This is a genomic window from Mycobacterium riyadhense, from assembly GCF_963853645.1.
In the GTDB taxonomy this organism is placed as follows: Bacteria; Actinomycetota; Actinomycetes; order Mycobacteriales; family Mycobacteriaceae; genus Mycobacterium; species Mycobacterium riyadhense.
On sequence record NZ_OY970456.1, the window covers coordinates 998,289 to 1,019,421 of the forward strand.

A 21,133-nucleotide genomic window follows, 5' to 3' on the forward strand; every position below is an offset into this window, starting at 1 on the left:
CACTATGGCACGAACCGATAACGACAGCTGGGAGATCACCGAGGGTGTGGGGGCTACGGCCCTGGGCGTGGCCGCCGCTCGCGCCACGGAAACCGAGAGTGAGAATCCACTGATCAGTGACCCGTTCGCACGCGTCTTCCTCGACGCCGCCGGCGACGGGATATGGAGCTGGTTCGCCGCTCCCCAGCTTCCCGACGAGGTTCTCCAGGCTGAGCCCGACCTGCCGATGCAGATGCAGTCGATGGTCGGATACATGGCGTCGCGGACGGCGTATTTCGACGGCTTCTTTCTGGATGCCGCCCGCGCCGGGGTGAGTCAGGCGGTGATCCTGGCGGCCGGCTTGGACGCGCGCGCGTGGCGGTTGCCCTGGCCCGATGGCACGACGGTCTATGAGCTCGATCAGCCCAGGGTGCTGGAGTTCAAGGTGTCGACTTTGCAGGAGTATGGGGCCGAACGAGAGGCCGAGCCCACGTGCAACCGGGTCGGTGTGCCGGTGGATCTGCGTCAGGACTGGCCGGCGGCGTTGCTGCGGGCCGGTTTCGATCCCTCGGCGCCGAGCGCCTGGTCCGTCGAGGGTCTGCTGCCCTACCTCCCTGCGGTCGCCCAGGAATTGTTGTTCGACCGGGTCCAAAGCCTCAGTGCCGCCGGCAGCCGGATCGCCGTCGAGGCGCCCGGACCGGACTTCCTCGACGCCGACGTGCGTGCGCAGCGGCGCGAACGAATGGACCGGATCCGCGCGGCGATGGTCAAAGCGGACCCGCAACGTGAGCTGCCCCGCACCGACGAGTTGTGGTACTTCGAGGAGCGCGAAGACGTGGGAGAGTGGTTGCGTGGTCACGGTTGGGACGTGACGGTGACGCCGTCCCACGAGCTCATGGCGGGGTACGGCCGCGGCGCGCCCGAAGGAGTTGAGGACACATCGCCGCGCACCCTGTTCGTGTCCGCAGAGCGGGCATAGCGGGATTCGTTGGCGACTTGGTTGCTTGATGGGTGGCTGCTTTGGTTGCGTTATTGACGGCGCCCTGGGCTGCGGCAATCACATCCGCCACACACGTCTCTGCTGAGAGGGACACATTACTTGCCCACCTTCGAGCGACAAGCCAGGGCGCGCAAGGGATTTATCGCTTGTAGTAAGGCATATCGAACACGCGAGCCGCAATTCAACTGGCTTGCCGATCAGCCGGCAACCCTGCGACACGATCGGGGCACTGTGCGTGTAGGGCAGCCCTTGACCGGCGGTGCGGCGGCCTCGATGTATTCGTGGCACCGGGTTTCCTCACCGGCGCCGCGTCTGCGAATTCAACCGGTCCACAGCGCGCTGACCGGTAAGGCCGCAAGCCTCGGACCGAACGGCGTGGCCTCCGGCGCCGCGGTGAGCAGGACGCCGAATTGAAACCGGTCACCGAGCCTGTCGGCGAGATAGCGCAGACCGCGCAGGTCCTCGGCTCGCGGCGTGCTGGTCGCCTTGACTTCGATGCCGCAGACCCGCCCGTCGGGGTGTTCGAGTACGAGATCGACTGCGGCTCCGCCTCGATCGCGAAAGTGCCAGAGGCTCGCCCGCTCGGCTGACCAGGTGAGTTGCTTGCGGATCTCGTTGGCTACGAACGTCTCCAGGAGCGGGCCCAGCGGGCCACCTCGACGATCCAGCGTCGTGCCCGTAACCCCGAGCAAATGACAAGCCAGGCCGCTGTCGGACACGACCAGCTTGGGCCTGCGAATTACCTTGCGGCTCAGGTTGGTCGACCAGGCCGGCACCCGGTAGATCAGGAAGGCCGCTTCCAGCAAGGCCAGATAGCCGTCGGTGGTGCGGGCCGGAATTGACAGCTCGCTGGCCAGCGTGCTCACGTTGAGTTCGGCACCGGTCCGCGCGGCGCACAGCCGGAGCAGTCGCGGGATTTCGGCGAGCCGCTCGATCGCCGAAAGCTCGCGGATGACCGACTGCGTCGCGGTGGTGAGATAGTTGTCAAACCATGGACGGCGCCTCGACGGTGACCGCGCGACGATGTCGGGAAAGCCACCGGTGGCGATCCGTTCGACCAGGTCGGCACGCCGCATATCCGAGCCCTGGATCAGCTCGCGTGGGGCGGTGAACAGCAGATCGACGAAGTGGTCCGCGAAACCCGCGCGCTCGCCTTGCGAGAACGGCCAGAGCTCGATGATCTCGACTCGGCCCACCAGCGCGCTGGCCATGTCAGGGGCGGAGAGCAGCCGCGCCGAACCGGTGAGCAGGAAGCGGCCGGGCCGGCGATCCCGGTCAACTTCGGCTTTGATCGCCCGGAACAGTCCGGGTTCGAGCTGCGCCTCGTCGATCACCAGCGTGTCCACCGGCCGGGATACGAATGCGCGGGGATCATCGCGAGCAGCATCACGGTTGGCGGCGTCGTCGAGGGAGACGACTTCACTGGACCTCGGATAGTCAAGTCGCGCAACGAGTGTCGTTTTTCCGACCTGACGCGCGCCGTTGACGACGACGACGGGGGTGTCGGCCAGAGCGGCCAGCACGACGGGTCTGATCGCGCGTTCGACGACGGCCATCTAGACAGAATACATTGCTGATTTGTCCACATATGTGCTGCTGATTCGTCGTATATAGCGCTACGGATTTGTCCACTTAGCTGTTGCGGATCCGTCCAGCATCGAGGACCAAGGATGTGGACGCCCGGCGTGGTGCTGGGAACCGTCCCGATTTGCTTCTTTACGAATCCTCGACGAACAGCGCCATCGACGCGGTAAATCCGTGCAACGCGTTGCGGCCAGCGATCGGGCCGATCTCCCCGGCGGCGAAGAAACCGGCGAGCGGAATCCCGCCAAGCAGGTCCTCGATGGTCGACGCGTCGTGGTCGGCGACCCCGAACATCCGCCGCCCGCGTCCATTGCAGGTGAACAACAGCGCGCCAACCGGACGCCCGGGTAGCTCCGCTTCCGCCCGTTCTACGGCTAGGCGCAGATCCTTGTCGGCGCCCACCGCGTCACGGATCTGGAACTGCGCTGTCGTGCCGACCTCGACAACGTCGCCGATCTCGATCGCCCCGGTCGAAGGATCGGCACCGAGCAGCCCGCGGATCATGAAGTCGCCCTGACCCGGAGCCGCCAGACGCTCGTCGACGACGATCCCGATCTGCAGGCCGCGGCTGACCAGTTCCCGCTCTTCGGGCGGCAGTCCCACGACGATCTCACGGAGGCGCTGCAACGGCGACCGGCCGCCGAGCTCGGTGATGAGTGCGCCGTCCGCGCCGGTGACGATGTAAGGGTGGCCGATCGGCCGACAGCCCTGCGACACGATCGGGACACCGTGCGCGCCGGGCAGGCGCACGCCCACCACCCCGGAGGCGAGCACGTCGCGGTCGCGGAACAGCCGGGTGTATCCCGGTCCGCGCCCACCGCTCACCACGCCGCCCACGACAGTCGTGCCCGGCAGGTCGGTATTGAGGTGCTCGATGAGCAGGTTCGCCGGGAATGTGTACGGGTCGGGCAGCAGCAGGTGCAGATCGTGCGCGGTCCGGTCGAACCGGTAACCGGTGAGCAGGGCGCCCGATTCGGTGCGGACGAAGTCCAGCTGGAACGTCTCGGCGGCCATGCCGGACGCCAGCCATACCGCCACCGCGGGCCCGTTCTCCATTTCATGGCGGCCGGCGACGATCCCCTGGGCGACGCAACCGATCAGCGCCGGCGGCTCTACCGTCTCCTGCACGGCGTTGAGGACCTCCACAGCGTGGTCGGTGTGCGATCGCGATCCGAGTAGCACGGCCAGCGACGGCGCCTCACCCGCGAGCTTGTCACGCGCGTGCGCTGCAGCCTCCACCGCGGCCTGCCGCGCGTCGGGCGCGGTGGAAACCCCGACTCCGATCCGCACACTTCCATGATGCGCCGCTCCAGGGCTCCATCCTCGGGAAGTTAACCGCCGGGGTGAGGGGCGGCGACTCATCGCAGGTCGAACCATCGCGCGAACTCGGGCCCATCGCCTCGGCGCATCGGAACGACGGGCGGCGGCATAGGAAGTCAGAGGTGCCGATCGACGTCCATGCGTTGGTGCAGGACTCGCACAACGTCGATGATGTCTTCGCCGGTCACCCGATAGAACAGCGTGTGTGACCCGGCCGAGAGCTTGCCATAGCCGGGGCGGATCTCGTCGCACGCTCGTCCGATCCGCGGGTTTGCCGCAGCACGGTCGACAGCGTGTTGAAGTTCGCGCAGGTACTCCTCGGCCTGATCGACGCCCCAACGGTCATAGGAGTAGTCCCAGATCTGTTCCAGATCTGCCTGCGCGGCAGGCGAGAGAAGGTATCGGCTACTCACCTGCCATGCGACGCCTCGGCGCGCTTGCGGCCGAGGAACGCGTCGAAGTCGAACGGTGTCGAGCTGCCGCTGCGTTCGCCGGCCTCGAAAGCCTCGCGAAGTGCGCGCAGCTGGGTTTCACGGTCCTCGAGCAGTCGCAACGCGGAGCGGATGACTTCACTGGCCGACCGGTAGCGGCCCGCGGCGATCTCGCCGTCGATGAAGGCGCTGTAATGCTCGTCGAGGACGAAGGACGTGTTCTTACCCACGAACGCACGATTCCAATTATTGGTACTAGCTGTTAGCCCCCGCTGAGGTGAACGAGTTCGCTGATCACCTCGGTAGCCGGCAGCCAATGGCGGCATCGCGTCAGGTGCAACGAGCGTCGCGAACCATCACGGCTACGCGCCCAGCCGAGGCTCGCCGACAGGTCAGGTCGGACTCTGGGCGCCGTTCTTGACCAGGCGGCCGTCCTTGATGATCGCGGTGAACGCTTCGTCGGGACGTGCTATCAGCGATATGTCGGCGAGGGGATCGCCGTCTACGAGGACTAGGTCGGCCAACGCCCCGTTGGCCACGACGCCCAAGCGTCCCGGGTACGGGTTGCGGGAGCCGGACATCGCCAGCAGTTCGGCGTTGCGGATCGTCGCCTGCTGCAGCACCTCAGCGGGTGTGAACCAGCGGGTGAGCTTGGCGAGCATGGCGCCTTGGCGGCCGGCGAGCTCGGGGGCGAACAAAATGTCCGTGCCGAACGCGATCTTGACCCGATGCTTAATGGCGAGCCGATACGCGGTGTCGGTGCCGACCGTCATCTCTCGCAGCTTTGCTTGGTTTTCTGGAGGCAGCGGAATCGTGTCCTCGTCGCCGAGAAACGGTTGCAGACACCACCAGATATCCTTTTCGGCGAGCAACGCCGCGGTGTCTTCGTCGATGAGTTGGCCATGCTCGATGCAACGGACGCCGGCGGCGACAGCGGTTCGGATCGCGCGCGGCGTATAGGCGTGCACCGTGACGTAGGTGCCCCAGTTCTCGGCGGCCTGCACCGCCGCGCGCATTTCGGCCTGCGTGAATTGGGAAACGTCGAGCGGGTCGTAGTTCGAGGTCACACCTCCGCCGGCCATCAGCTTGAGTTGCGAGGCGCCCCGGCGCAGCATCTCGCGCGCGCCGCGTAGCACCTCGGCTTCGCCGTCTGCGATCACAGCGGTACCGATGATCTCGGTGTAGCTCAGGTGTCCGCAGATGCCGCGCGGCACCTCGTGGGGCAGCCGGAAGTCGCCGTGGCCGCCGGTCTGGGAAATGAAGCCACCTGCCGGGTAGATGCGCGGTCCCGGGATCACGCCCTCGTCGATAGCTTGCTTCATGCCAAACACTGGTCCGCCGAGGTCGCGGACCGTGGTGAAGCCCCGCAACAACGTCTCCTCGGCGCCGACCATCGCGCGGGCGAATACATAGCCGAGGTCGCTGGTGTGTGCTACCGGGGCGGGGGTGGTGGTGAACATGGCGTGCCAGTGCGCGTCGATCAACCCCGGTATCAATGTCTTGCCGGTTCCGTCGATCGTGACGCCCGAGAAGTCGATCGATCCGTTCGTCGTTCCGGCCGGCGCGACCGACGCGATCAGCCGGTCCCTAGTGGTGACGTCCATCGGGCCGCTCACCCGGCCGTCGATGCTGTCGAAGACATTGACGTTCGAAATTCGCAGCTCGTGTTTGTCCATCCCGGGCTCCTCACTGAGACTGCGGTTGTCCCCGTAGGTTACGTCCGCCAACGCGGTGCCGCGGCCGCACCGCCCAGCCGGCTACCGCAAGCCCAGGGCGGCGGGCAACCGGTGGGCGTCCATGCCACCGCGGGTGGCTGCACCAGCTAATGGACGGATCAATGTCGGACCCTCGACGGAGACTGTGGCCAAGCGACGCGCGATCTCCAGACCGCGTCAATACGTGTCCAGGTGGAGGATATGGGAAACAGGGCTAGACGCCGACGGACGACTTCGGCTGTGGCCCCTGTGGTGGGACCTCAGTCAAGCATGGCTTGGGCCTGCTCTGCTGGACATGTTGCCCGGTCGTGGTGTCAGGAGGTTGACACTCGGCAAGATCCCTGAGGGCGGCGTTCATATTGATGTGCGCCAACAGACGGTGGGGGCGTGGCACACCGCCGACACCATGGGTATTTTCCAAGCCCTTCCCGGCGTATGGAGCGGGTGGCAGGCAGAGGGCTGGGAGGATCGCTTCGCGGAGCAAGTGATTCGATGCAGCGGAGCATTGCGGGTACCCGCAGTGGACACGGTCGCCGGTATCGATAGCGCTCAGGCGTGGATCCACGACAGGGTGTTTCAGAGTTACTCGGACAGTCCAGCGGGGCAGGTTCGCAAACTCGTTGAGCTGTTGGATCCCGTCGGGCCCGGTCTCGTGGTAAGTGACGGTGCTGTGGCCGACAGCGCGGTTCATCCACGCAGGGCGGAGTGGTCACGCTTCGTCGGGGGATGCAAACTGGTGCGCGAAATCCACGCTGAATCAGCCTGACCACTGCATCGCAAAGTGCCGAAGAGCGGCCTATGTCCCAGATCAGCTGGCCGAACAGGCTCGCTCGCGGGGACTGAATATTTCCGGGTTGACTCAAGCCGCCATTGCCGACGAGCTAAAGCGGACATCGGTGTCGGCTTGGCTGGACGGTTTGCCAACCGTCGGCCGGCCCGTCGACCACGACGCTGCGCTGGCTGCACTTGACGAAGCGCGTGATGAGTTCGGCACGTGACCGGTGCCGAGAATGCGATTTGCGATCAGCTGTCACTGCGCAAGCCTCATTCGCAACCCCGTCGCCCGCACCGCGCGTCGCTCGACCGCAGCACGAACCTCGGCTTCAGAGCCGACCACCCGCACCCTGTCCTTCGCTCGGGTGACGGCGGTGTAGAACAGCTCCCGCGTCAGCAACCGCGAATCCTCCGGCGGCACAAGCACTGTCACCTCGTCGGCCTGGCTGCCCTGGCTTTTGTGAATCGTCATTGCGTGCATCGTCTCGACGTCGGCCAGCCGGCCCGTCGCGAAATCAAGGAGTCCGGTTGCCCCGGCGATGACGGCGCGCAGACCGTCCGGGCCGGCCACCGCAACACCGGTGTCGCCGTTGTACACCTGCAGGCCGTAATCGTTGGCCGTCACCAGCAACGGCCGACCGGCATACCACGGCGACCACGGCGGCTGGCCCGTCTCCTCGGCGAGCCAGGACTCCACCTGTCGGTTCCAATGTTGGACACCGAAAGGCCCGCGCCGGTGCGCGCACAGCAACCGGTGTTCGTCAAGTATTCCCAACGCGATGTCCACGGCTCCCAACAGCGCCGCCTGGCGCAGCCGCAACGCGTGTGGCACCAGGATCGCGCGTATCAGAGCCGCCGGGTCGGCACCCTCCCCGAACTCGAGGTACTCGATATGGTCGTCGCCAGACCGCAACAGTGCGAGCGCTTGGTCGCCGTCGCCCACCCGGATCGCCTCGGCCAGTCCTCCGATCGCCGCCCCGAACCGGTGCGAGGTGCGCAGCGCCGCCACGCGCACGTCGCTACGGTCCGCCAAGCCGTCCACCAGATCGGCCAACACCGCACCGGCTTCCACCGACGCGAGCTGGTCGGCGTCGCCGACCAGAATCAGCCGTGCGCCCGGACGGACCGCTTCCAGCAGTCGGGCCATCAGTGTCAGCGACACCATCGACGTCTCGTCGACCACGATCACGTCGTGCGGCAACCGGTTTGCGCGATCGTGCCGAAACCGGGCCGAGGTGTCCGGCCTACGGCCGAGTAGACGATGCAGCGTCAGCGCCTGCAGCGGTCCTAGCCGCACGCGATCGACGGCATCGAGTGCGGCCACTTCGTGCTGCACCGCCTCGGCCAGCCGTGCCGCGGCCTTACCGGTCGGCGCTGCCAGCGCAATGCGGGGCTGCGCCTTCCCGGAGAGCTCCGCCTGCTCGGCAAGCAATGCCAACAGCCGCGCGACCGTTGTCGTCTTGCCGGTCCCGGGCCCGCCCGTCAGAACCGTGACGCCTTGCGAGAGAGCGATTTCCGCCGCTTCTCGCTGTTCTTCAAAGCCGGGCGGGAATAGTCGCTCGAACGCGGGCACTTCGACTGCCGGTCTGGGCGACAGCAGGGCCAGCAAGTCGTCGCACACCTGCTTTTCTTCGCGCCAGTACCGATCGAGGTAGAGCAGGCGTTCGTCATACAGATGCAACACCGGCGGAGCGCCGCACAGCGGGCTTGCGCGCACGGCCGCCAGCCACAGCTCGGGATCGGGCCACGGCAGGCCGGGGTCGACCTCGGCAACCGTGGGCAGATCTACACAGACCGACCCGGCCCGAAGCGCGCGCACCGCCAGCGCTGCCGCCAGCGCGACGCGCTCATCGGTCTCCTTGGCCAATGCGCAGAGTCGTCGTGCTACATGCACATCCGAGACATCCAGCACTCCGGCCTCGTTGAAGAGCCGTAACAGGCCGGTCGCGACGATGGCGACCTCAACGTCTACCGTCATTCGACCCCCGTATCGAGCAGCTCCGACACCGCCATCACCAGTCCCGACGGCGGGCCCCAACTGAACACGCCGGCCGGATTGCCGCCCCAGACCGGGGTGTCGACGCCGCACATGCCCCGAACGAACAAATACAGCACCCCGCCGAGATGCCGCTGCGGATCGTAGCCGGGCTGCCGCCACCGCAGAAATCGGTGCAACACAACGCTATACAACAATGCCTGTAGGGGATAGTCGGAATGCAGCATCGACTCGGTCAAGCGCGGCAAGTTGTAGTCGGCCGCGGTGCCGCCCAAATGGTTGGTCTTGTAGTCCACCACCAGATAACGCTGCTCCGGCAGTCGCAGTACCACGTCGATCGATCCCGACAGATACCCCCGCAGCGACTGTCCACCCAAGCCGGGAGACGTGAGCCGATCGGCGTAGCAAGACAGCGGGTCGCCGGCGGTCAGATGCAACCGCAACAGCTCACCCACGTCGGACAGCGACGCCGAACGGGCCGAGCCACGCAAGTCGCCCCCGGTCAACGGAATCTCGAAATCCAACTCCCGCAGGCGATCCCGCAGACCGATCTCCCGCAACGTCGATCCTCCTGCCAATGGTCCCAGCGGGGTGTCGTGCATCGGCACCAGTCCGGAGGCCAGCTCGCGGGCACTGACATCAATTGGCCACCATGGCAGGTGCCGCCGTACCTGTGCCTCGAGTTCGGTGACCAGGTTGGGGGCATGCGGGTCGGTGGTCTCCAGCACCGCGTGTACCAGCGACCCGAACGTCGCACCCGAGGGCATGGCCGCCAGCGGCGACTCAACGTCGGCTGCCGCGCTTGACGATGCGACCACGGTTGCCTCGACCTCGTCGTCACGCAATCCAACTTCCGGTTCGCTGGCAACCCCCTCGCTTGGCGCGTCGTGCACCAGCGCCGAATACGATGTCCGCCGCCACGCCGTATCAATCCGGCGATGAAAGTGCCGCACCGCCAGCCTTTTTGACGGTGACACCGGCTCGGGAGCGGCGGCAGGAGCTATCTCCGATTTTTCCACCGACGGCCCGCCCGCGGCCTCCCACCGCGCGAACACCGCCCAGGCCTCTTCATCGGTGACCCGCGGCGCACACCGGTCCGGAACCTGCGGGTCGCCAATGCCGCGGCCCCGCAGCAGTCGCGACAACCCGCCATTGACTTCGTCCTTGGTCGGCGCCCACCACGTGACCACCTGCGACTGCGCCCGGGTGAGCGCGACATAGGTGAGCCGGATGTTGTCGCGGGCCACCTCGATGCGGTTCAGCTCCTCAACTGATTGGCGGGTCGGACTGCGCCGCTCGCCGCCGATATATAAGCAGCGAGTGCCGTCCTCGTCGTGATACAGCAGGATGTCGTCGCTGCGGACGTGGCGGTTGAACATGAACGGCAAGTACACAATCGGAAACTGCAGGCCTTTAGCCACGAACACCGTCATGATCTGCACCGCTGCAGCGTCGCTGTCCAGGCGGCGATTGTGCTCCGTGGTGCCATTGCGGTTGTCGCACTGCCCGCGCAGCCAATCACGCAGCGCCGGAAGCCCGTAGCGTTCCCGATGCGCCGTCTCGTGCAACAGCTGCGCGATGTGCGCCAGGTCGGTCATATGTCGCTCGCCGCCCCGCTGGCCCAAGACTCGACGTGCCATCCCGGCGAGCTGCGCGGCCTCGAACACCGCCGCCACCCCGCGCTGCCGAGCCTGGTCGGCCCATTGCCGCAACCGGCCGGCCACTCGGTCAGTGAGCGCATCTCCTTCGGCAGCAAGGGTTTCCGCCGTCTCACCGAAGAACATGGTGCACGCGGCCGCGCGCACCAGCCCGCTGCGCTGCGGCGCGTCGAATGCTTCCAATAGACACAGCCAGTCCTTGGCTGCCGCCGAAGCGAACACATCGGTGTCGCCGGTGTAGATCGCTGGGATGCCCGCCGCCGCCAGGGCGTCGCGGCACGCTCGCGCATCTCGATGATGCTCGACGATCACCGCGATGTGCCCCGCTGCGATGGGCGCACCGTCAAATGTGGCGCCGCTGGCCAAGAGCGCCGCGATATCGGCGGCCAGGTCGAGCGGGATGTGGCGGCGCAGTACATCGATCGGCACGTTGCTGGTCCCGCTATAGCCGACGGTTGGCCGCGACACGACGCGCAGTCGAAACGGCGCCGGCCGCGGTGCCGACACGAGCCGGTGTCCCTCGTGGTGGGCGTCGATCTCGTGCACAACGATCTCGGGGTGGCCCAGCGTGGCCCCGCGCAGCACGGTCTGCAAGCTCTCGACGAGCACCCGGTCGCTACGCCAGTTGACACCCAACGTGTAGCGGGCGTCGGCGGAGCGGGCCGCCTGCAGGTAGGTGTGGATGTCGCCGCCGCGGAAACCGTAGATGGCCTGCTTCGGATCGCCGATCAGGATCAGCGTCGAACGGCGGTGAAACGCGCACTGGAGCACTCGCCACTGGATCGGATCCGTGTCCTGGAATTCGTCGACCAATACGATCCGCCAGCGCTTGCGCATCCGCTCGCGAGCCGGCGAGTCGTGGCTTCCAAGGGCTTTCGCCAGTCGGGTGAGCAGGTCGTCATAGCCGAGGATGCGCAGCCGCCGCTTGCGGCGTTCGAGCTCGTCGAGAAGCTCGCCGGCAAAGCGCAACCGGACCGCGGCTTCGCTGTGCGGTTCCGGATCAAGCGGCCGCAGCTGTGCACACGGGTCGCCCACGACCTCACGTGCCAGGGTGAGTGCCTGTGCATGCGTGAGCACCGGATCGTCTGGTTGACGCCCGAAGTGCGCGAGATACAGGTCGTCCACGATCTCGGCGACCAGGTCGTCCAGGTTCTCCTGCAGGGTCCGACCGCTGTCGGTATCACCGGCCACACCAAGGGATTTGAGCACCGACCCGCAGAATTCATGCGTGGTGGCGATGGTGGCCGCATCGAAGTTGGCCAGGGCGTCGCGCAGCCGGGCTCGCCTTTCGGTGACGTCGGCTTCGTCGCCGCGCACCAGATGCTCGACGAGATCGCTGCCGGGCGGCACTCGACCATCCAGGGCCGCGACCGCCTCGACGATCTGGTCGCGGACGCGTTCCCGAAGCTCGCGGCTGGCTGCGCGGTTGAAGGTGATCAACAGCATTTCATCGAGGCCGACGCCGGTCTCGGCGAGATAGCGGGTCACCAGCCCGGCGAGTGCGAAGGTCTTGCCAGTACCAGCACTGGCTTCCAGCACCGTGGTGGAGCCGTCAGCGGGCAATGGGCCCAGAAGGTCGAAACGCTGCATCAGCCCACGGCACCGTTCGCGGTGCGTTCAGAGGCCAGTAACGGCAGCCACAACCGCCGAGCCAGCGCGCCCAGCCGCGTGTTTTCACGCGGCGTTTCTTCGCCCACACGCGGCGGACCCAGCAGCACATCGAATGCCGGCTTTTCGCCCCAAACCCGCAGATGTGCGGGCTCGCGATCGTCGCCGTCGCGAAAGCTGTTGGACTCCCACCTATCCCGCGCGGCTTCGTATGGGTTCTCGTCGTCGCGCCGGGCTTCGGCCCACGCGTAGGACGTCTTCAGCGGAAGCGGCAGCGGCTCCCGTCGACCCGCGTCATACAGCAACACCAGGTCGCGCAGGACGGCCGCAGGGTCGGGCGGCGGCGCGAATAGCCGCTGCGCGACCCGGTTTCGGCTCTTGCCGCGGCCGATGCACACTGCCGTCCAATCACGGTCCGGCGGTTGCGCCGCCAAAGCAACCAACTCGACCCACGATGCCAGTACATGTTTGGGAGCCAGCTTCGAGTACGTCACAGACACCAGGTGCTCGCCGAACACCGGCGATACGGTGCCGGTAACACGGCGCCCGTCACCAAGATCGACGTCGATGTCGTGTGCGTCGGCAGCAACCCTTTGGTGTCGCAGCGCTGCGATCGCAAGTTCGCGTGCGAGGTCACGGATCTCCGTGGCCTTGCGCATGCCAAGGCGCCCGGGCGGGAGCGTGCCGCGACGCCACTCGGCGTTGGCGGCCATGTCTGGATGCATGCCGCGCAACATGTCGCGCAGCATGCGGTCTCCGACGGTCCAGGCCTGCAAGGCATCGATCTCGACCGGCATCGCGTCCTCAACGGTGTCGACCTCCCAAGGCAGCGTGTAGTCGATCGCGCGAAAGAATCCTTTGACAGGGTCTTTGAAGAAGTCGAGCAGATCCGCCAGGGGCACGTCGGCGGCGGGTACCGCGGGCAGCCGATCGGTAATGAAAGCCTTTGGTGTGCGGCGTTTCCCACTGGCAGATTCGGCGGCGGCAAGCGCTGCGGGGTCGAACGTGAATGGCTTTCCGGGCACCAGCTCACCGGGTGTGACGTTCCTGCGGTCGAACGGCTGCAGCGGATGTCGGGTGACGATGTGCTCGCGAATCGGCACCGGGGTCGTCTGATCAAGGGCGTCGAGCAACTCGGCAAGCGGCACGGCCGGCGGACGCGGGTGACCGGTGTGCTCGTCCGCGCCGGTGTAGGTGATCACCAGCGTCTCGGTGGCAGCGCCGATTGCGTCGAGCAGCAACTGGCGGTCCTCGGCGCGGATGTCACGCTCGCCGGTCATCGGTTCGCGCGCCAGCGCGTCGTCACCGTCGGGGACGCTGTGCCGTGGGAACGATCCGTCGTCCAGTCCGACCAGGCAGACCACCCGGTGGGGGACCGATCGCATCGGCACTAACGTGGCGACCGTCAGCGTTCCGGTGCGGAAGTTGGCCCGCGTCGGGCGCCCGGCGAGGCACCCGTCAAGCAGGCAAGACACATCCGAAAGACGCAACGGCGTGGACGCGCGCGAACCGGCCTGGCCGAGGATGTCGGCGAACTCGCGCTGCAGCTGCGCTTCCTGCCAAGCTTCGTCCGACCGGGTGAGCAGGCACACTCCTGCAGCAACGTCATCGAGCCAGTCGGTCAATGGCTTTGCGCCGCTGAGCCTTTCGGTCACGTAATGCAACCGCTCGACGTATTCGGCGAGGCGCCCTGCCAGCTCCACCCTGTTGCTGCCGACATCGTCGAGTGGCAGTGCGGTGTCCAGCCACGCCTGCGAATCGTCGGACATCGCCACTCCGGTCAGGATGCGGTCGAGGCCAAATCGCCAGGTGTTGTGCAGGAAATGATCGAGCCCGTACGGCTGGCGATGCTGTGGATCGAAACCCCAGCGGATGTTGGACTGGCGCACCCAGTCGGTGATGGCGTCGAGGTCGTCGTTGGTGAAACCGAAACGGGCGCGCACCGGCGCGGCCTGCGCGAGGTTGAGCACCTGGCTGGCGGTGGCGCGAGTTCCCGCGATGGTGAGCAGTTCCGCTGCGACCCCGAGCAGCGGGTTGGTCTGGTTCAGCGCGCGGTCGGCAAGCTTGACCCGCAATCGGTGGGCGGGGTGAGTGTCACCGGCTACCTCGCCAAGCCCGAAGCCGGCGACGATCAACGGCGCGTAAGTCTCGACGTCGGGGCACATCACGATGATGTCGCGCGGTTCCAGCGTCGGGTCGTCTTCCAACAACCCGAGCAGAACCTCGCGGAGCACGTCGATCTGCCGGGCCGGGCCGTGACAGGCGTGGACCTGGATCGACCGGTCGCCCACGGCGAGCGCCCGGCCGGCGGGCTGCACGGCATTGGCGGCGATGTCCGCCTGTAGCCAGCCGAGTAGGGTGTTGGGTTTGGTTGTGCCACTGATGAATTCGTCGGTTGCTCGGTCATCCGGCAGCGCCCGCTGCAGCTCGCGCAGGTCGCGGCCCAGCGTTTCTAACAGCGGATGCTTGGCGGCGTGCCGGCTGGTGTCCGCGCGGCGCGGGGCGGTGCCGGTCAGGCCGGCAAGGGCCCGCCACAGATCGTCGCTGGGATGTGGCAACCACAGGTGCAGGTCGTGGTGGGTGGCAAGCGCGTCGAGCAGCTCGATATCGGTGATCGGCAGCCGGGTGTGGCCAAACAGCGACAGCCGAGGAGGCAGGTCGGTGGGCGACTTACGAAGCCTGGCGACGGCCTTTTCATGCCGGACATGCGGCGGTTCGGCGGGCTCCCGCGCGACCAGCAGCCGCCACAGCGGTGGTTGCCAGGCTAAGTCGCCATCGAGGTCGCCGACGTTGCCGTCCAGCCACCCGGCGAGCAACCGGGGCCGCTGTCTGGCGTAGGAGGCGAACAATCCCGCAAGCCGGCGGGCGACCGCGTACCGGCGACCGCTGCGCAACTGCGCCTCAGCGCCGATGTCGAAGTGGCCCAAGTGTTTTGCCAGCGTCTGGCACCACGGCTCGTCGAGGCTGGCGTCGATCACCTCCAGCAGCGGCCAGGTCATGGCCTCGGGCGACCACGGGTCGTCGTCGATGGTGCCGGTGATCTCGGCGATCAGCGACCCCGGGCTGCGGAACGAGATGCCTGCGCACACGCCGTCGCCACCGGCAGGCCCACACCCCAGAAGGTGGGATAACCGCTGACTCAACCAGCGTTCCACGCCGCGGGCCGGCACCAGAACCAGTTCCTCGGCGAATGGGTCGGCCAGCGGGACGGCAAGCAGGGCGCCGAGCCCATCGGCGAGTAGGTCGGTGCGCTCGGCACGGTGCAGATGAAGCGCCATCGGCCGCCACCATAGACCGCCGCACCGACGGCGGTGGCACGATGGTCGAGACGAGGGAGGGACCATGAACCGAAACGAGATCACCGAACAGATCGTCGTCGCCCGTCTGACGCGAGGCCTGAGTTGGCAGCAGCTGGCCGACGCCATCGGCAGGCCGGTCGTGTGGACCACGTCCGCGTTGCTTGGCCAGCACCCCATTCCCGCCGAGCTCGGCAAGGTCGTCGTCGAGATGCTGGGTCTTGACGAATCGGCGGTGCCGGTGCTGGCGGCGCCGCCGATGCGCGGAGGCCCGCCCACCTTCTCAAACGGGGGGGTCCCGACCGACCCCACCATCTATCGCTTCTACGAAGCGCTTCAGGTCTACGGCGGTGCCATCAAGGAATTGATCCACGAGCAGTTCGGCGACGGCATCATGAGCGCGATCAACTTCAGCGTCGACATGCAGAAGAAAGCGCACCCGTCCGGCGATCGCGTCGTGGTGACGTTCGACGGCAAATTTCTTCCTTATCAATGGGTTTCGGCGGACAACTGAAGGGTCGACATGGCAGACCAGCGTTCCAGTACGCGGCCCAAGCCGGTCGACCTGGTTCTCTCGGGTGGGGGCGTCAAGGGTGTGGGGCTGGTGGGCGCCGTGGTCGCCGTGATGGATGCCGGCTACTCGGTCAAACGGGTGTCCGGCGTCTCGGCCGGATCATTGGTCGGGTCGATCCTGGCGGCGGCATCCAACGGCAACCAACTGACCACCGCCGAGATCAAAGAACTCGCACTCACGTTGCCATATGAAAAATTCCGCGATGCCGGCCCCATCGGTCACGTGCCGGTCGTCGGTCAGGCCTGGGGATTGTTGCGCGACAACGGAATCTACCGCGGCGACTTCGCTCACGAATGGGTCCGCAGCGAGCTGAAAAACCTGGGCGTGACCACCTTCGGCGATCTGGCCCTCAGCGACAGGCAAATTCGCGAAGAGCGCCGCTACCGACTGGCGGTCACCGTCACGGACGTAACGACCGGGCAGCTGGTGCGGCTGCCCTGGGATTACCGGCGGGTCTACGGACTCGATCCCGACGAGCAATTGGTCGCCGACGCGGTGCGCGCCTCGATGTCGATCCCGTTCTACTTCCGGCCGGTCACCTTGACCAGCGCCGACGGGCTCACCTCGACCCTGGTGGACGGTGGCGTGTTGTCGAATTTCCCGATCGACTCGTTCGACCGGTTCGACGGGAAACCGCCGCGCTGGCCGACTTTCGGTGTCACCGTGCTGCCGAACCTGCCCGAAGGCAATGACCAGGTCATTCCCGGGGTGGGCGCGCTGCGTCTGTTGGGCCCGCCGTCGGTGCTGCTCGAACAGCTGATCACCACCATGTTCGTCGGCCGTGACCAGACCTATCTGAACCAGCCGTGGGTCAGTGCCCGCGCGATCCGCGTCGATTCAACCGCCGTTAACTTCCTCGACTTCGGTATCTCCCGAAAGGACGCCGAAGCGCTGTATGACAAGGGTTACGAGGCGGGAGGGGCCTTCTTATCGACCTGGAACTGGGTCAAATACCTGGAACGGTTCCGGCAATACCAGTAGCGGGTCCTTACAGGCCGAACTCGGCTTCTATCCCGTCGATTCCGGCGCGAATGGCTTTGAGCGCCTCTTCCCGAGCGCGCAATTTGGTGGCCGCATGGGCGTGCTGGTTCAGACCTACGAATTCGTGGGCCGCTTCCTCGGCACGGCTGACCACTACCTCGGGCAGCGCGATCTCGTCGATAAAGCCCGCGGTGATGGCGGTTTCGCCGAAGAACGTCTTGGCCAGCCCGGTGGCTTGCTGGTACGCCGAACGCGTCAGCCGCAGCTTCATGATCTCCAGTGCCGCATACGGAATGGTCATGCCGATCGCGACTTCGTTGGCCTGAATGTTGTACGCGTGGGCGGCGATGCGGTGGTCGCCGGACGACAGCAGGAACGCACCCATCGCGATGGCATGGCCGGTGCAGGCCATCACCACCGGCTTGGGGTAGGACAGCAGTCGATATGCCAGCTCAAAGCCGCCTCGCAGCATGTCGATCGCGGGCTGCACCTCGCCGGAGGTCAGGATCTTCAAGTCGAAGCCGCCGCTGAACACCCGCTCGTTCCCGGTTATCACCAGCGCGCCGACATTGTCGCGGTCGGCGTTGTCGATCGCAGCGTTGAGGGCCTGCTGCATGGTCGGGCCCAGCGCGTTGACCTTGCCGTCGTCCATCCTGATGACCGCGATGGAATCCTTGTGGCTGTAGATGACCGGACCGCTCATGGTTACTCCCCTTCGATTCCGACAGCGGAGTCGATTGAATCAGACGGGCTGACTGTGATGCTTGCCGAGTTCGGATTCGGCTTCGTCCCAGCGCAAGCTGACGTCGGTGGGCTGATCGAGCTGTCGGGTGCGCCACCTGTCCTGTGTTTCGGCCACGGCGCGGTTGATTCGTTCGATCTCGCTGCGGAAAACTTCGGGACGGGTTTCCTTGCTGGCGTAGTGGAAGTAGGTCAGCAGGCTGCGCAGCAGCTCCAGCTTCTGCTTTTCCCTTTTTGCCAGGTCATGGGTCGTCATTAGCTCGATGCGCTGAATCGGTGGCAGAGCGTCCCAGTCCAGTACCACTTTGGTCTCCAGGGGACGACGACCCCGCTGCCAGAACCGCCACCCGCGCGGCTGCTCAGGGCGGTCGTAGTAGGTCACCGTCCCCTCGAAGCGGGACTCGACGCCGGAACCGATCTCGGCGCGATCGATTGCCGAATCCCACACCATCCGCCACTCCTGACCGGGCGCCAATGTCGGCAACTCACGGGGGAGCTGCAGTTCGACGACATCGGCGTAGCCGTCGGAGGCATTCTCGTATTCGGCGACGGTCGGGGGATTCGGGAATGAGAACCGGACGTCGTAGGCCGCGGTGCGACCGAAATTTCGGACGACAAGCTCGATCACATGCCAGTCCGCGACGTGGGGTTCCATCAGCATGGCCACATAGGGCCTGGTTTCCTCGGTGGCCAGCCGACGGTTGCGCTGGATCTGGCGATTGGTGACGACGAATGCGACGACACCGAGCGCAAGCGCTGCCCATGCCGCCCACGCCAACCAAGTGCTGGACTCGACGTCGGTGACTCCGTGCCACCCCCCTTGGACCCACCCCATGGCATCCACCCTCCGCTCATACCACTCTCGGTGATCTTGCATCAAAATTTAGCTGAGATGGTCGTCGAGGGGTTACTCGGCATATTGCTGACCGGCAAATTACCAGCGCTCGCTGACCCGTTAACCGCCCATCAACATTCGCCACTGATCGAGGTTGGCGGCTCGATACACATAGTTGGAACGCTTGACCTCGGCGAGCGAGGCGCTTGGTTCGGCCGAATACCAGTGCCCCGGAAATACCGTCGGGTCACCCGGAAGCGCAGCGAGCTGCTGCAGGCTGCGGTAGATCTCGTCGGAATCGCCACCTGGAAAGTCGGTTCGTCCGCACCCTTCCAAGAACAGCGTGTCACCAGCGACCAGCCGGCCATCGAGCAGAAAGCACTGACTGCCAGGCGTGTGACCCGGCGTGTGGAGCAGCTCGATTTCGATATCGCCGACGGCGACCTTGTCGCGGTGCTCATGAGTGGTCAGGTCGCCGACGGGGATGCCGGTAACGCGCGAAACCCACAGGGCCTCATGGATATTCACGTGTACCGGCACAGTTTCCCGCTCCAGCAACTCGGCCAGCCCCTTGAGCTCGAAACCCATCATCGAGCCGCCGACATGGTCGGGATGGTGGTGGGTTACCAGTACCCCGGACAGGTGCATGCCGTCGGCCTCGAGTGTGTCGACCAAATCCCCGGCTGCGTACGCCGGATCGACGATCACGCAGTCCCCGGTTTTGCGGTCGCCCATGAGGTAGGCGAAATTGCGCATTTGCGCCGCGATCATGTCGCCGATGGCGAAATCGCGACCGGAAAGCAGTTGCCGGAAGTACAGCCGGTCCGAATCTGACACGTCACCAGACTATTGCTCGGCCAGGGACCGTCCAACCTGCCTCGGACGCCGCACAACTGGGGGACATAACATCGCGTATCCTCGGCGCACGTTTTTGCAACCCAGTGGGTATTGTTGGCCCATGCTGAAGAGGGTCGAGATCCTCGTCGACGACGACCTGGTCCAAGAGGTTATACGTCGGTATCACTTGGCTGACGCGCGAGAGGCCATCCATCTCGCGCTGCGAACGCTCTTGGGCGAGGCGGACGACGGCGAGCATGACCCTCACGATGACGAGTATGACGAGTTCAGCGATCCGAGTGCCTGGCAGCTGCGCCGGAGCAGCGACACCGGCTGAGCAAGTAGCGCACATCTGATGGCGCATGTGGTTTGGTGACGTTGTGAGGCAGGCTGTACCCTCTTTTAGGCCCGCTGGCACGACTGGTCGCTACGGGTGAGCGGCCCCCTTAGCTCAGTCGGTAGAGCGTTTCCATGGTAAGGAAAAGGTCAACGGTTCGATTCCGTTAGGGGGCTCGGGCGGACGCCGAGCAGGCGGACGGCCCCGCCCCTTAAACAGGGTGGGTCCAGAGGCGATGTAGCTCAGTCGGTTAGAGCGAACGACTCATAATCGTTAGGTCGCCGGTTCGAGTCCGGCCATCGCTACAACACAACAACGAGACGTTTGACATCTGATTTGAGAGAGAACCGTCATGGCTTCCAGTACCGATGTGCGGCCAAAGATCACTTTGGCATGTGAGGTGTGCAAGCACCGTAACTACATCACCAAGAAGAACCGCCGCAACGACCCGGACCGGCTGGAACTGAAGAAATTCTGCCGCAATTGCGGAAAGCACCAGGCGCACCGCGAGACGCGTTAGCTCGCGGCCGTGAGCAGTTACACAGACTGACTAGGTAGGTTCTACAGCCGTGGCCTTAAGCGCAGACATCGTCGGGAAGCATTATCGGTATCCCGATCACTACCTGGTGGAACGCGAGAAGATCCGCGAGTACGCAGTAGCCGTGCAAAACGACGACACCTGTTATTTCGAGGAAGACGCAGCCGCCGAACTCGGCTACAAGGGGCTCTTGGCGCCGTTGACCTTTATCTGCGTATTCGGCTATAAGGCGCAATCGGCATTCTTCAAGGACGCCAACATCGCGGTCCAGGATGCTCAGATCGTCCAGGTCGACCAGGTGCTCAAATTCGAACAGCCGATCGTTGCGGGCGACAAGCTTTACTGCGATGTGTACGTGGATTCGGTGCGCAGAGCACACGGCACCGAGATCATCGTGACCAAGAACATCATCACAAACGAAGCCGGTGACATTGTGCAGGAGACCTACACGACCCTGGCGGGCCGTGCCGGTGAGGACGGAGAAGAGGGATTTAGTGATGGCTCTGCGTGAGTTCAGCTCGGTGAAGGTCGGGGACCAGCTTCCGGAGAGGACTTATCCGCTGACCCGCCAGGATCTGGTGAACTATGCGGGTGTTTCGGGTGACTTGAACCCGATCCACTGGGACGACGAGATCGCCAAGGTCGTCGGGCTGGACACCGCGATCGCCCACGGCATGCTGACCATGGGCATCGGGGGCGGCTACGTCACGTCGTGGGTCGGCGACCCGGGTGCGGTCACCGAGTACAACGTCCGGTTCACTGCGGTGGTGCCGGTGCCCAACGACGGCAAGGGTGCCGAACTCGTGTTCAATGGCCGGGTGAAGTCGGTGGATCCCGACAGCAAGTCGGTGACCATCGCGCTCACCGCCACCACTGGTGGCAAGAAGATCTTTGGGCGGGCAGTCGCCTCGGCGAAGCTGGCGTAGCTC

The 21,133-nt window shown here is 65.6% G+C and carries 20 protein-coding genes and 2 tRNA genes; 11 read left to right on the forward strand and 11 right to left on the reverse strand.

Translation table 11 applies throughout. The features are described from left to right. Positions 1-4: 4 nt before the first annotated feature. Positions 5-958, forward strand: coding sequence for a class I SAM-dependent methyltransferase (locus AADZ78_RS04515; RefSeq protein WP_085249182.1), 954 nt, complete (start codon positions 5-7; stop codon positions 956-958). Positions 959-1,299: 341 nt separating this feature from the next. On the opposite strand, the gene AADZ78_RS04520 is transcribed toward AADZ78_RS04515, so the two are convergent. The 5 genes from AADZ78_RS04520 to AADZ78_RS04540 all read right to left on the reverse strand — a co-directional run bounded on the left by AADZ78_RS04520 (position 1,300) and on the right by AADZ78_RS04540 (position 5,990). Then, the gene (locus AADZ78_RS04520; RefSeq protein WP_085249181.1) at positions 1,300-2,535 is read right to left on the reverse strand and encodes an ATP-binding protein; all 1,236 of its coding nucleotides are present in this window, start codon (positions 2,533-2,535) and stop codon (positions 1,300-1,302) included. A gap of 160 nt (positions 2,536-2,695) precedes the next feature. Beyond that, positions 2,696-3,853 (reverse strand): FIST signal transduction protein, encoded by a 1,158-nt coding sequence (locus AADZ78_RS04525; RefSeq protein ID WP_085249180.1) that lies wholly within the window; start codon positions 3,851-3,853, stop codon positions 2,696-2,698. A 146-nt stretch (positions 3,854-3,999) separates the two neighbouring features. After that, entirely contained in the window at positions 4,000-4,296 is a 297-nt protein-coding gene (locus AADZ78_RS04530; RefSeq protein ID WP_085249179.1) for a type II toxin-antitoxin system RelE/ParE family toxin, read from the reverse strand. Continuing rightward, positions 4,293-4,544 (reverse strand): type II toxin-antitoxin system ParD family antitoxin, encoded by a 252-nt coding sequence (locus AADZ78_RS04535; RefSeq protein ID WP_085249178.1) that lies wholly within the window; start codon positions 4,542-4,544, stop codon positions 4,293-4,295. The genes AADZ78_RS04530 and AADZ78_RS04535 overlap by 4 nt, the downstream gene beginning before the upstream one ends. Positions 4,545-4,706: 162 nt before the next feature. Next, entirely contained in the window at positions 4,707-5,990 is a 1,284-nt protein-coding gene (locus AADZ78_RS04540) for a metal-dependent hydrolase family protein (protein ID WP_085249177.1), read from the reverse strand. A gap of 334 nt (positions 5,991-6,324) precedes the next feature. On the opposite strand from AADZ78_RS04540, the gene AADZ78_RS04545 reads away from it, so the two are divergent. Then, a complete protein-coding gene (locus AADZ78_RS04545) occupies positions 6,325-6,795 on the forward strand; it encodes a hypothetical protein (RefSeq protein ID WP_085249221.1) in 471 nt (156 codons plus the stop codon). Beyond that, the gene (locus AADZ78_RS28910) at positions 6,695-7,027 is read left to right on the forward strand and encodes a type II toxin-antitoxin system CcdA family antitoxin (protein ID WP_423752182.1); all 333 of its coding nucleotides are present in this window, start codon (positions 6,695-6,697) and stop codon (positions 7,025-7,027) included. The genes AADZ78_RS04545 and AADZ78_RS28910 overlap by 101 nt, the downstream gene beginning before the upstream one ends. Before the next feature lie 32 nt (positions 7,028-7,059). Here the strand turns inward: AADZ78_RS28910 and recD are convergent, their stop codons facing one another. Genes recD through recC form a run of 3 tightly spaced genes read right to left on the reverse strand, consistent with a single transcriptional unit; the run spans position 7,060 to position 15,343 of the window. Then, positions 7,060-8,781: an exodeoxyribonuclease V subunit alpha gene (gene recD, locus AADZ78_RS04555; protein ID WP_085249176.1), complete on the reverse strand. Its 1,722-nt coding sequence runs from the start codon at positions 8,779-8,781 to the stop codon at positions 7,060-7,062. Then, positions 8,778-12,047 (reverse strand): exodeoxyribonuclease V subunit beta, encoded by a 3,270-nt coding sequence (recB, locus tag AADZ78_RS04560; RefSeq protein ID WP_085249175.1) that lies wholly within the window; start codon positions 12,045-12,047, stop codon positions 8,778-8,780. The genes recD and recB overlap by 4 nt, the downstream gene beginning before the upstream one ends. Next, positions 12,047-15,343: an exodeoxyribonuclease V subunit gamma gene (gene recC / locus AADZ78_RS04565; RefSeq protein WP_085249174.1), complete on the reverse strand. Its 3,297-nt coding sequence runs from the start codon at positions 15,341-15,343 to the stop codon at positions 12,047-12,049. Before recC ends, recB begins: the two co-directional genes overlap by 1 nt. 64 nt (positions 15,344-15,407) lie before the next feature. Here recC and cynS point away from each other — a divergent pair, with 64 nt between their 5' ends. Together cynS and AADZ78_RS04575 are read left to right on the forward strand one after the other, a co-directional pair. Further along, positions 15,408-15,875: a cyanase gene (cynS, locus tag AADZ78_RS04570; RefSeq protein WP_085249173.1), complete on the forward strand. Its 468-nt coding sequence runs from the start codon at positions 15,408-15,410 to the stop codon at positions 15,873-15,875. 9 nt (positions 15,876-15,884) lie between these two features. Continuing rightward, on the forward strand, positions 15,885-16,916 hold the full coding sequence (locus tag AADZ78_RS04575) for a patatin-like phospholipase family protein (RefSeq protein ID WP_085249172.1): 1,032 nt from the start codon (positions 15,885-15,887) through the stop codon (positions 16,914-16,916). A gap of 7 nt (positions 16,917-16,923) precedes the next feature. Here AADZ78_RS04575 and AADZ78_RS04580 read toward each other — a convergent pair whose 3' ends face one another. The 3 genes from AADZ78_RS04580 to AADZ78_RS04590 form a co-directional block, all read right to left on the reverse strand. Next, the gene (locus tag AADZ78_RS04580; protein WP_085249171.1) at positions 16,924-17,619 is read right to left on the reverse strand and encodes a crotonase/enoyl-CoA hydratase family protein; all 696 of its coding nucleotides are present in this window, start codon (positions 17,617-17,619) and stop codon (positions 16,924-16,926) included. Between the two features lie 39 nt (positions 17,620-17,658). Then, positions 17,659-18,492, reverse strand: coding sequence for a hypothetical protein (locus AADZ78_RS04585; protein ID WP_085249219.1), 834 nt, complete (start codon positions 18,490-18,492; stop codon positions 17,659-17,661). A gap of 120 nt (positions 18,493-18,612) precedes the next feature. Next, positions 18,613-19,329, reverse strand: a complete 717-nt coding sequence (locus AADZ78_RS04590) for an MBL fold metallo-hydrolase (RefSeq protein ID WP_085249170.1) — start codon at positions 19,327-19,329, stop codon at positions 18,613-18,615. Between the two features lie 121 nt (positions 19,330-19,450). Here AADZ78_RS04590 and AADZ78_RS04595 point away from each other — a divergent pair, with 121 nt between their 5' ends. The 6 genes from AADZ78_RS04595 (at position 19,451) to hadB (ending at position 21,130) form a co-directional block, all read left to right on the forward strand. Beyond that, positions 19,451-19,666 carry a type II toxin-antitoxin system VapB family antitoxin gene (locus tag AADZ78_RS04595; RefSeq protein WP_085249169.1) on the forward strand — a complete coding sequence of 72 codons (216 nt, stop codon included), beginning with the start codon at positions 19,451-19,453 and terminating at the stop codon, positions 19,664-19,666. A gap of 103 nt (positions 19,667-19,769) precedes the next feature. Continuing rightward, positions 19,770-19,842: transfer RNA gene (locus AADZ78_RS04600), tRNA-Thr, on the forward strand. A 55-nt stretch (positions 19,843-19,897) separates the two neighbouring features. Next, positions 19,898-19,971, forward strand: a tRNA-Met gene (locus AADZ78_RS04605). Between the two features lie 47 nt (positions 19,972-20,018). Continuing rightward, complete coding sequence (gene rpmG / locus AADZ78_RS04610) at positions 20,019-20,186, forward strand: 50S ribosomal protein L33 (protein WP_083112891.1); 168 nt, start codon at positions 20,019-20,021, stop codon at positions 20,184-20,186. A gap of 49 nt (positions 20,187-20,235) precedes the next feature. After that, a complete protein-coding gene (hadA, locus tag AADZ78_RS04615) occupies positions 20,236-20,715 on the forward strand; it encodes a (3R)-hydroxyacyl-ACP dehydratase subunit HadA (protein WP_085249168.1) in 480 nt (159 codons plus the stop codon). Further along, entirely contained in the window at positions 20,702-21,130 is a 429-nt protein-coding gene (gene hadB / locus AADZ78_RS04620) for a (3R)-hydroxyacyl-ACP dehydratase subunit HadB (RefSeq protein ID WP_085249167.1), read from the forward strand. The genes hadA and hadB overlap by 14 nt, the downstream gene beginning before the upstream one ends. Positions 21,131-21,133: the final 3 nt, after the last annotated feature.

Coding starts and splice junctions, on each gene's coding strand:
- AADZ78_RS04515 (WP_085249182.1), top strand. CDS start 5: ATGGCACGAACCGATAACGACAGCTGGGAGATCACCGAGGGTGTGGGG.
- AADZ78_RS04520 (WP_085249181.1), bottom strand. CDS start 2,535: ATGGCCGTCGTCGAACGCGCGATCAGACCCGTCGTGCTGGCCGCTCTG.
- AADZ78_RS04540 (WP_085249177.1), bottom strand. CDS start 5,990: ATGGACAAACACGAGCTGCGAATTTCGAACGTCAATGTCTTCGACAGC.
- AADZ78_RS04545 (WP_085249221.1), top strand. CDS start 6,325: ATGTTGCCCGGTCGTGGTGTCAGGAGGTTGACACTCGGCAAGATCCCT.
- recD (WP_085249176.1), bottom strand. CDS start 8,781: ATGACGGTAGACGTTGAGGTCGCCATCGTCGCGACCGGCCTGTTACGG.
- recB (WP_085249175.1), bottom strand. CDS start 12,047: ATGCAGCGTTTCGACCTTCTGGGCCCATTGCCCGCTGACGGCTCCACC.
- recC (WP_085249174.1), bottom strand. CDS start 15,343: ATGGCGCTTCATCTGCACCGTGCCGAGCGCACCGACCTACTCGCCGAT.
- cynS (WP_085249173.1), top strand. CDS start 15,408: ATGAACCGAAACGAGATCACCGAACAGATCGTCGTCGCCCGTCTGACG.
- AADZ78_RS04575 (WP_085249172.1), top strand. CDS start 15,885: ATGGCAGACCAGCGTTCCAGTACGCGGCCCAAGCCGGTCGACCTGGTT.
- AADZ78_RS04580 (WP_085249171.1), bottom strand. CDS start 17,619: ATGAGCGGTCCGGTCATCTACAGCCACAAGGATTCCATCGCGGTCATC.
- AADZ78_RS04585 (WP_085249219.1), bottom strand. CDS start 18,492: ATGGGGTGGGTCCAAGGGGGGTGGCACGGAGTCACCGACGTCGAGTCC.
- AADZ78_RS04595 (WP_085249169.1), top strand. CDS start 19,451: ATGCTGAAGAGGGTCGAGATCCTCGTCGACGACGACCTGGTCCAAGAG.
- rpmG (WP_083112891.1), top strand. CDS start 20,019: ATGGCTTCCAGTACCGATGTGCGGCCAAAGATCACTTTGGCATGTGAG.
- hadB (WP_085249167.1), top strand. CDS start 20,702: ATGGCTCTGCGTGAGTTCAGCTCGGTGAAGGTCGGGGACCAGCTTCCG.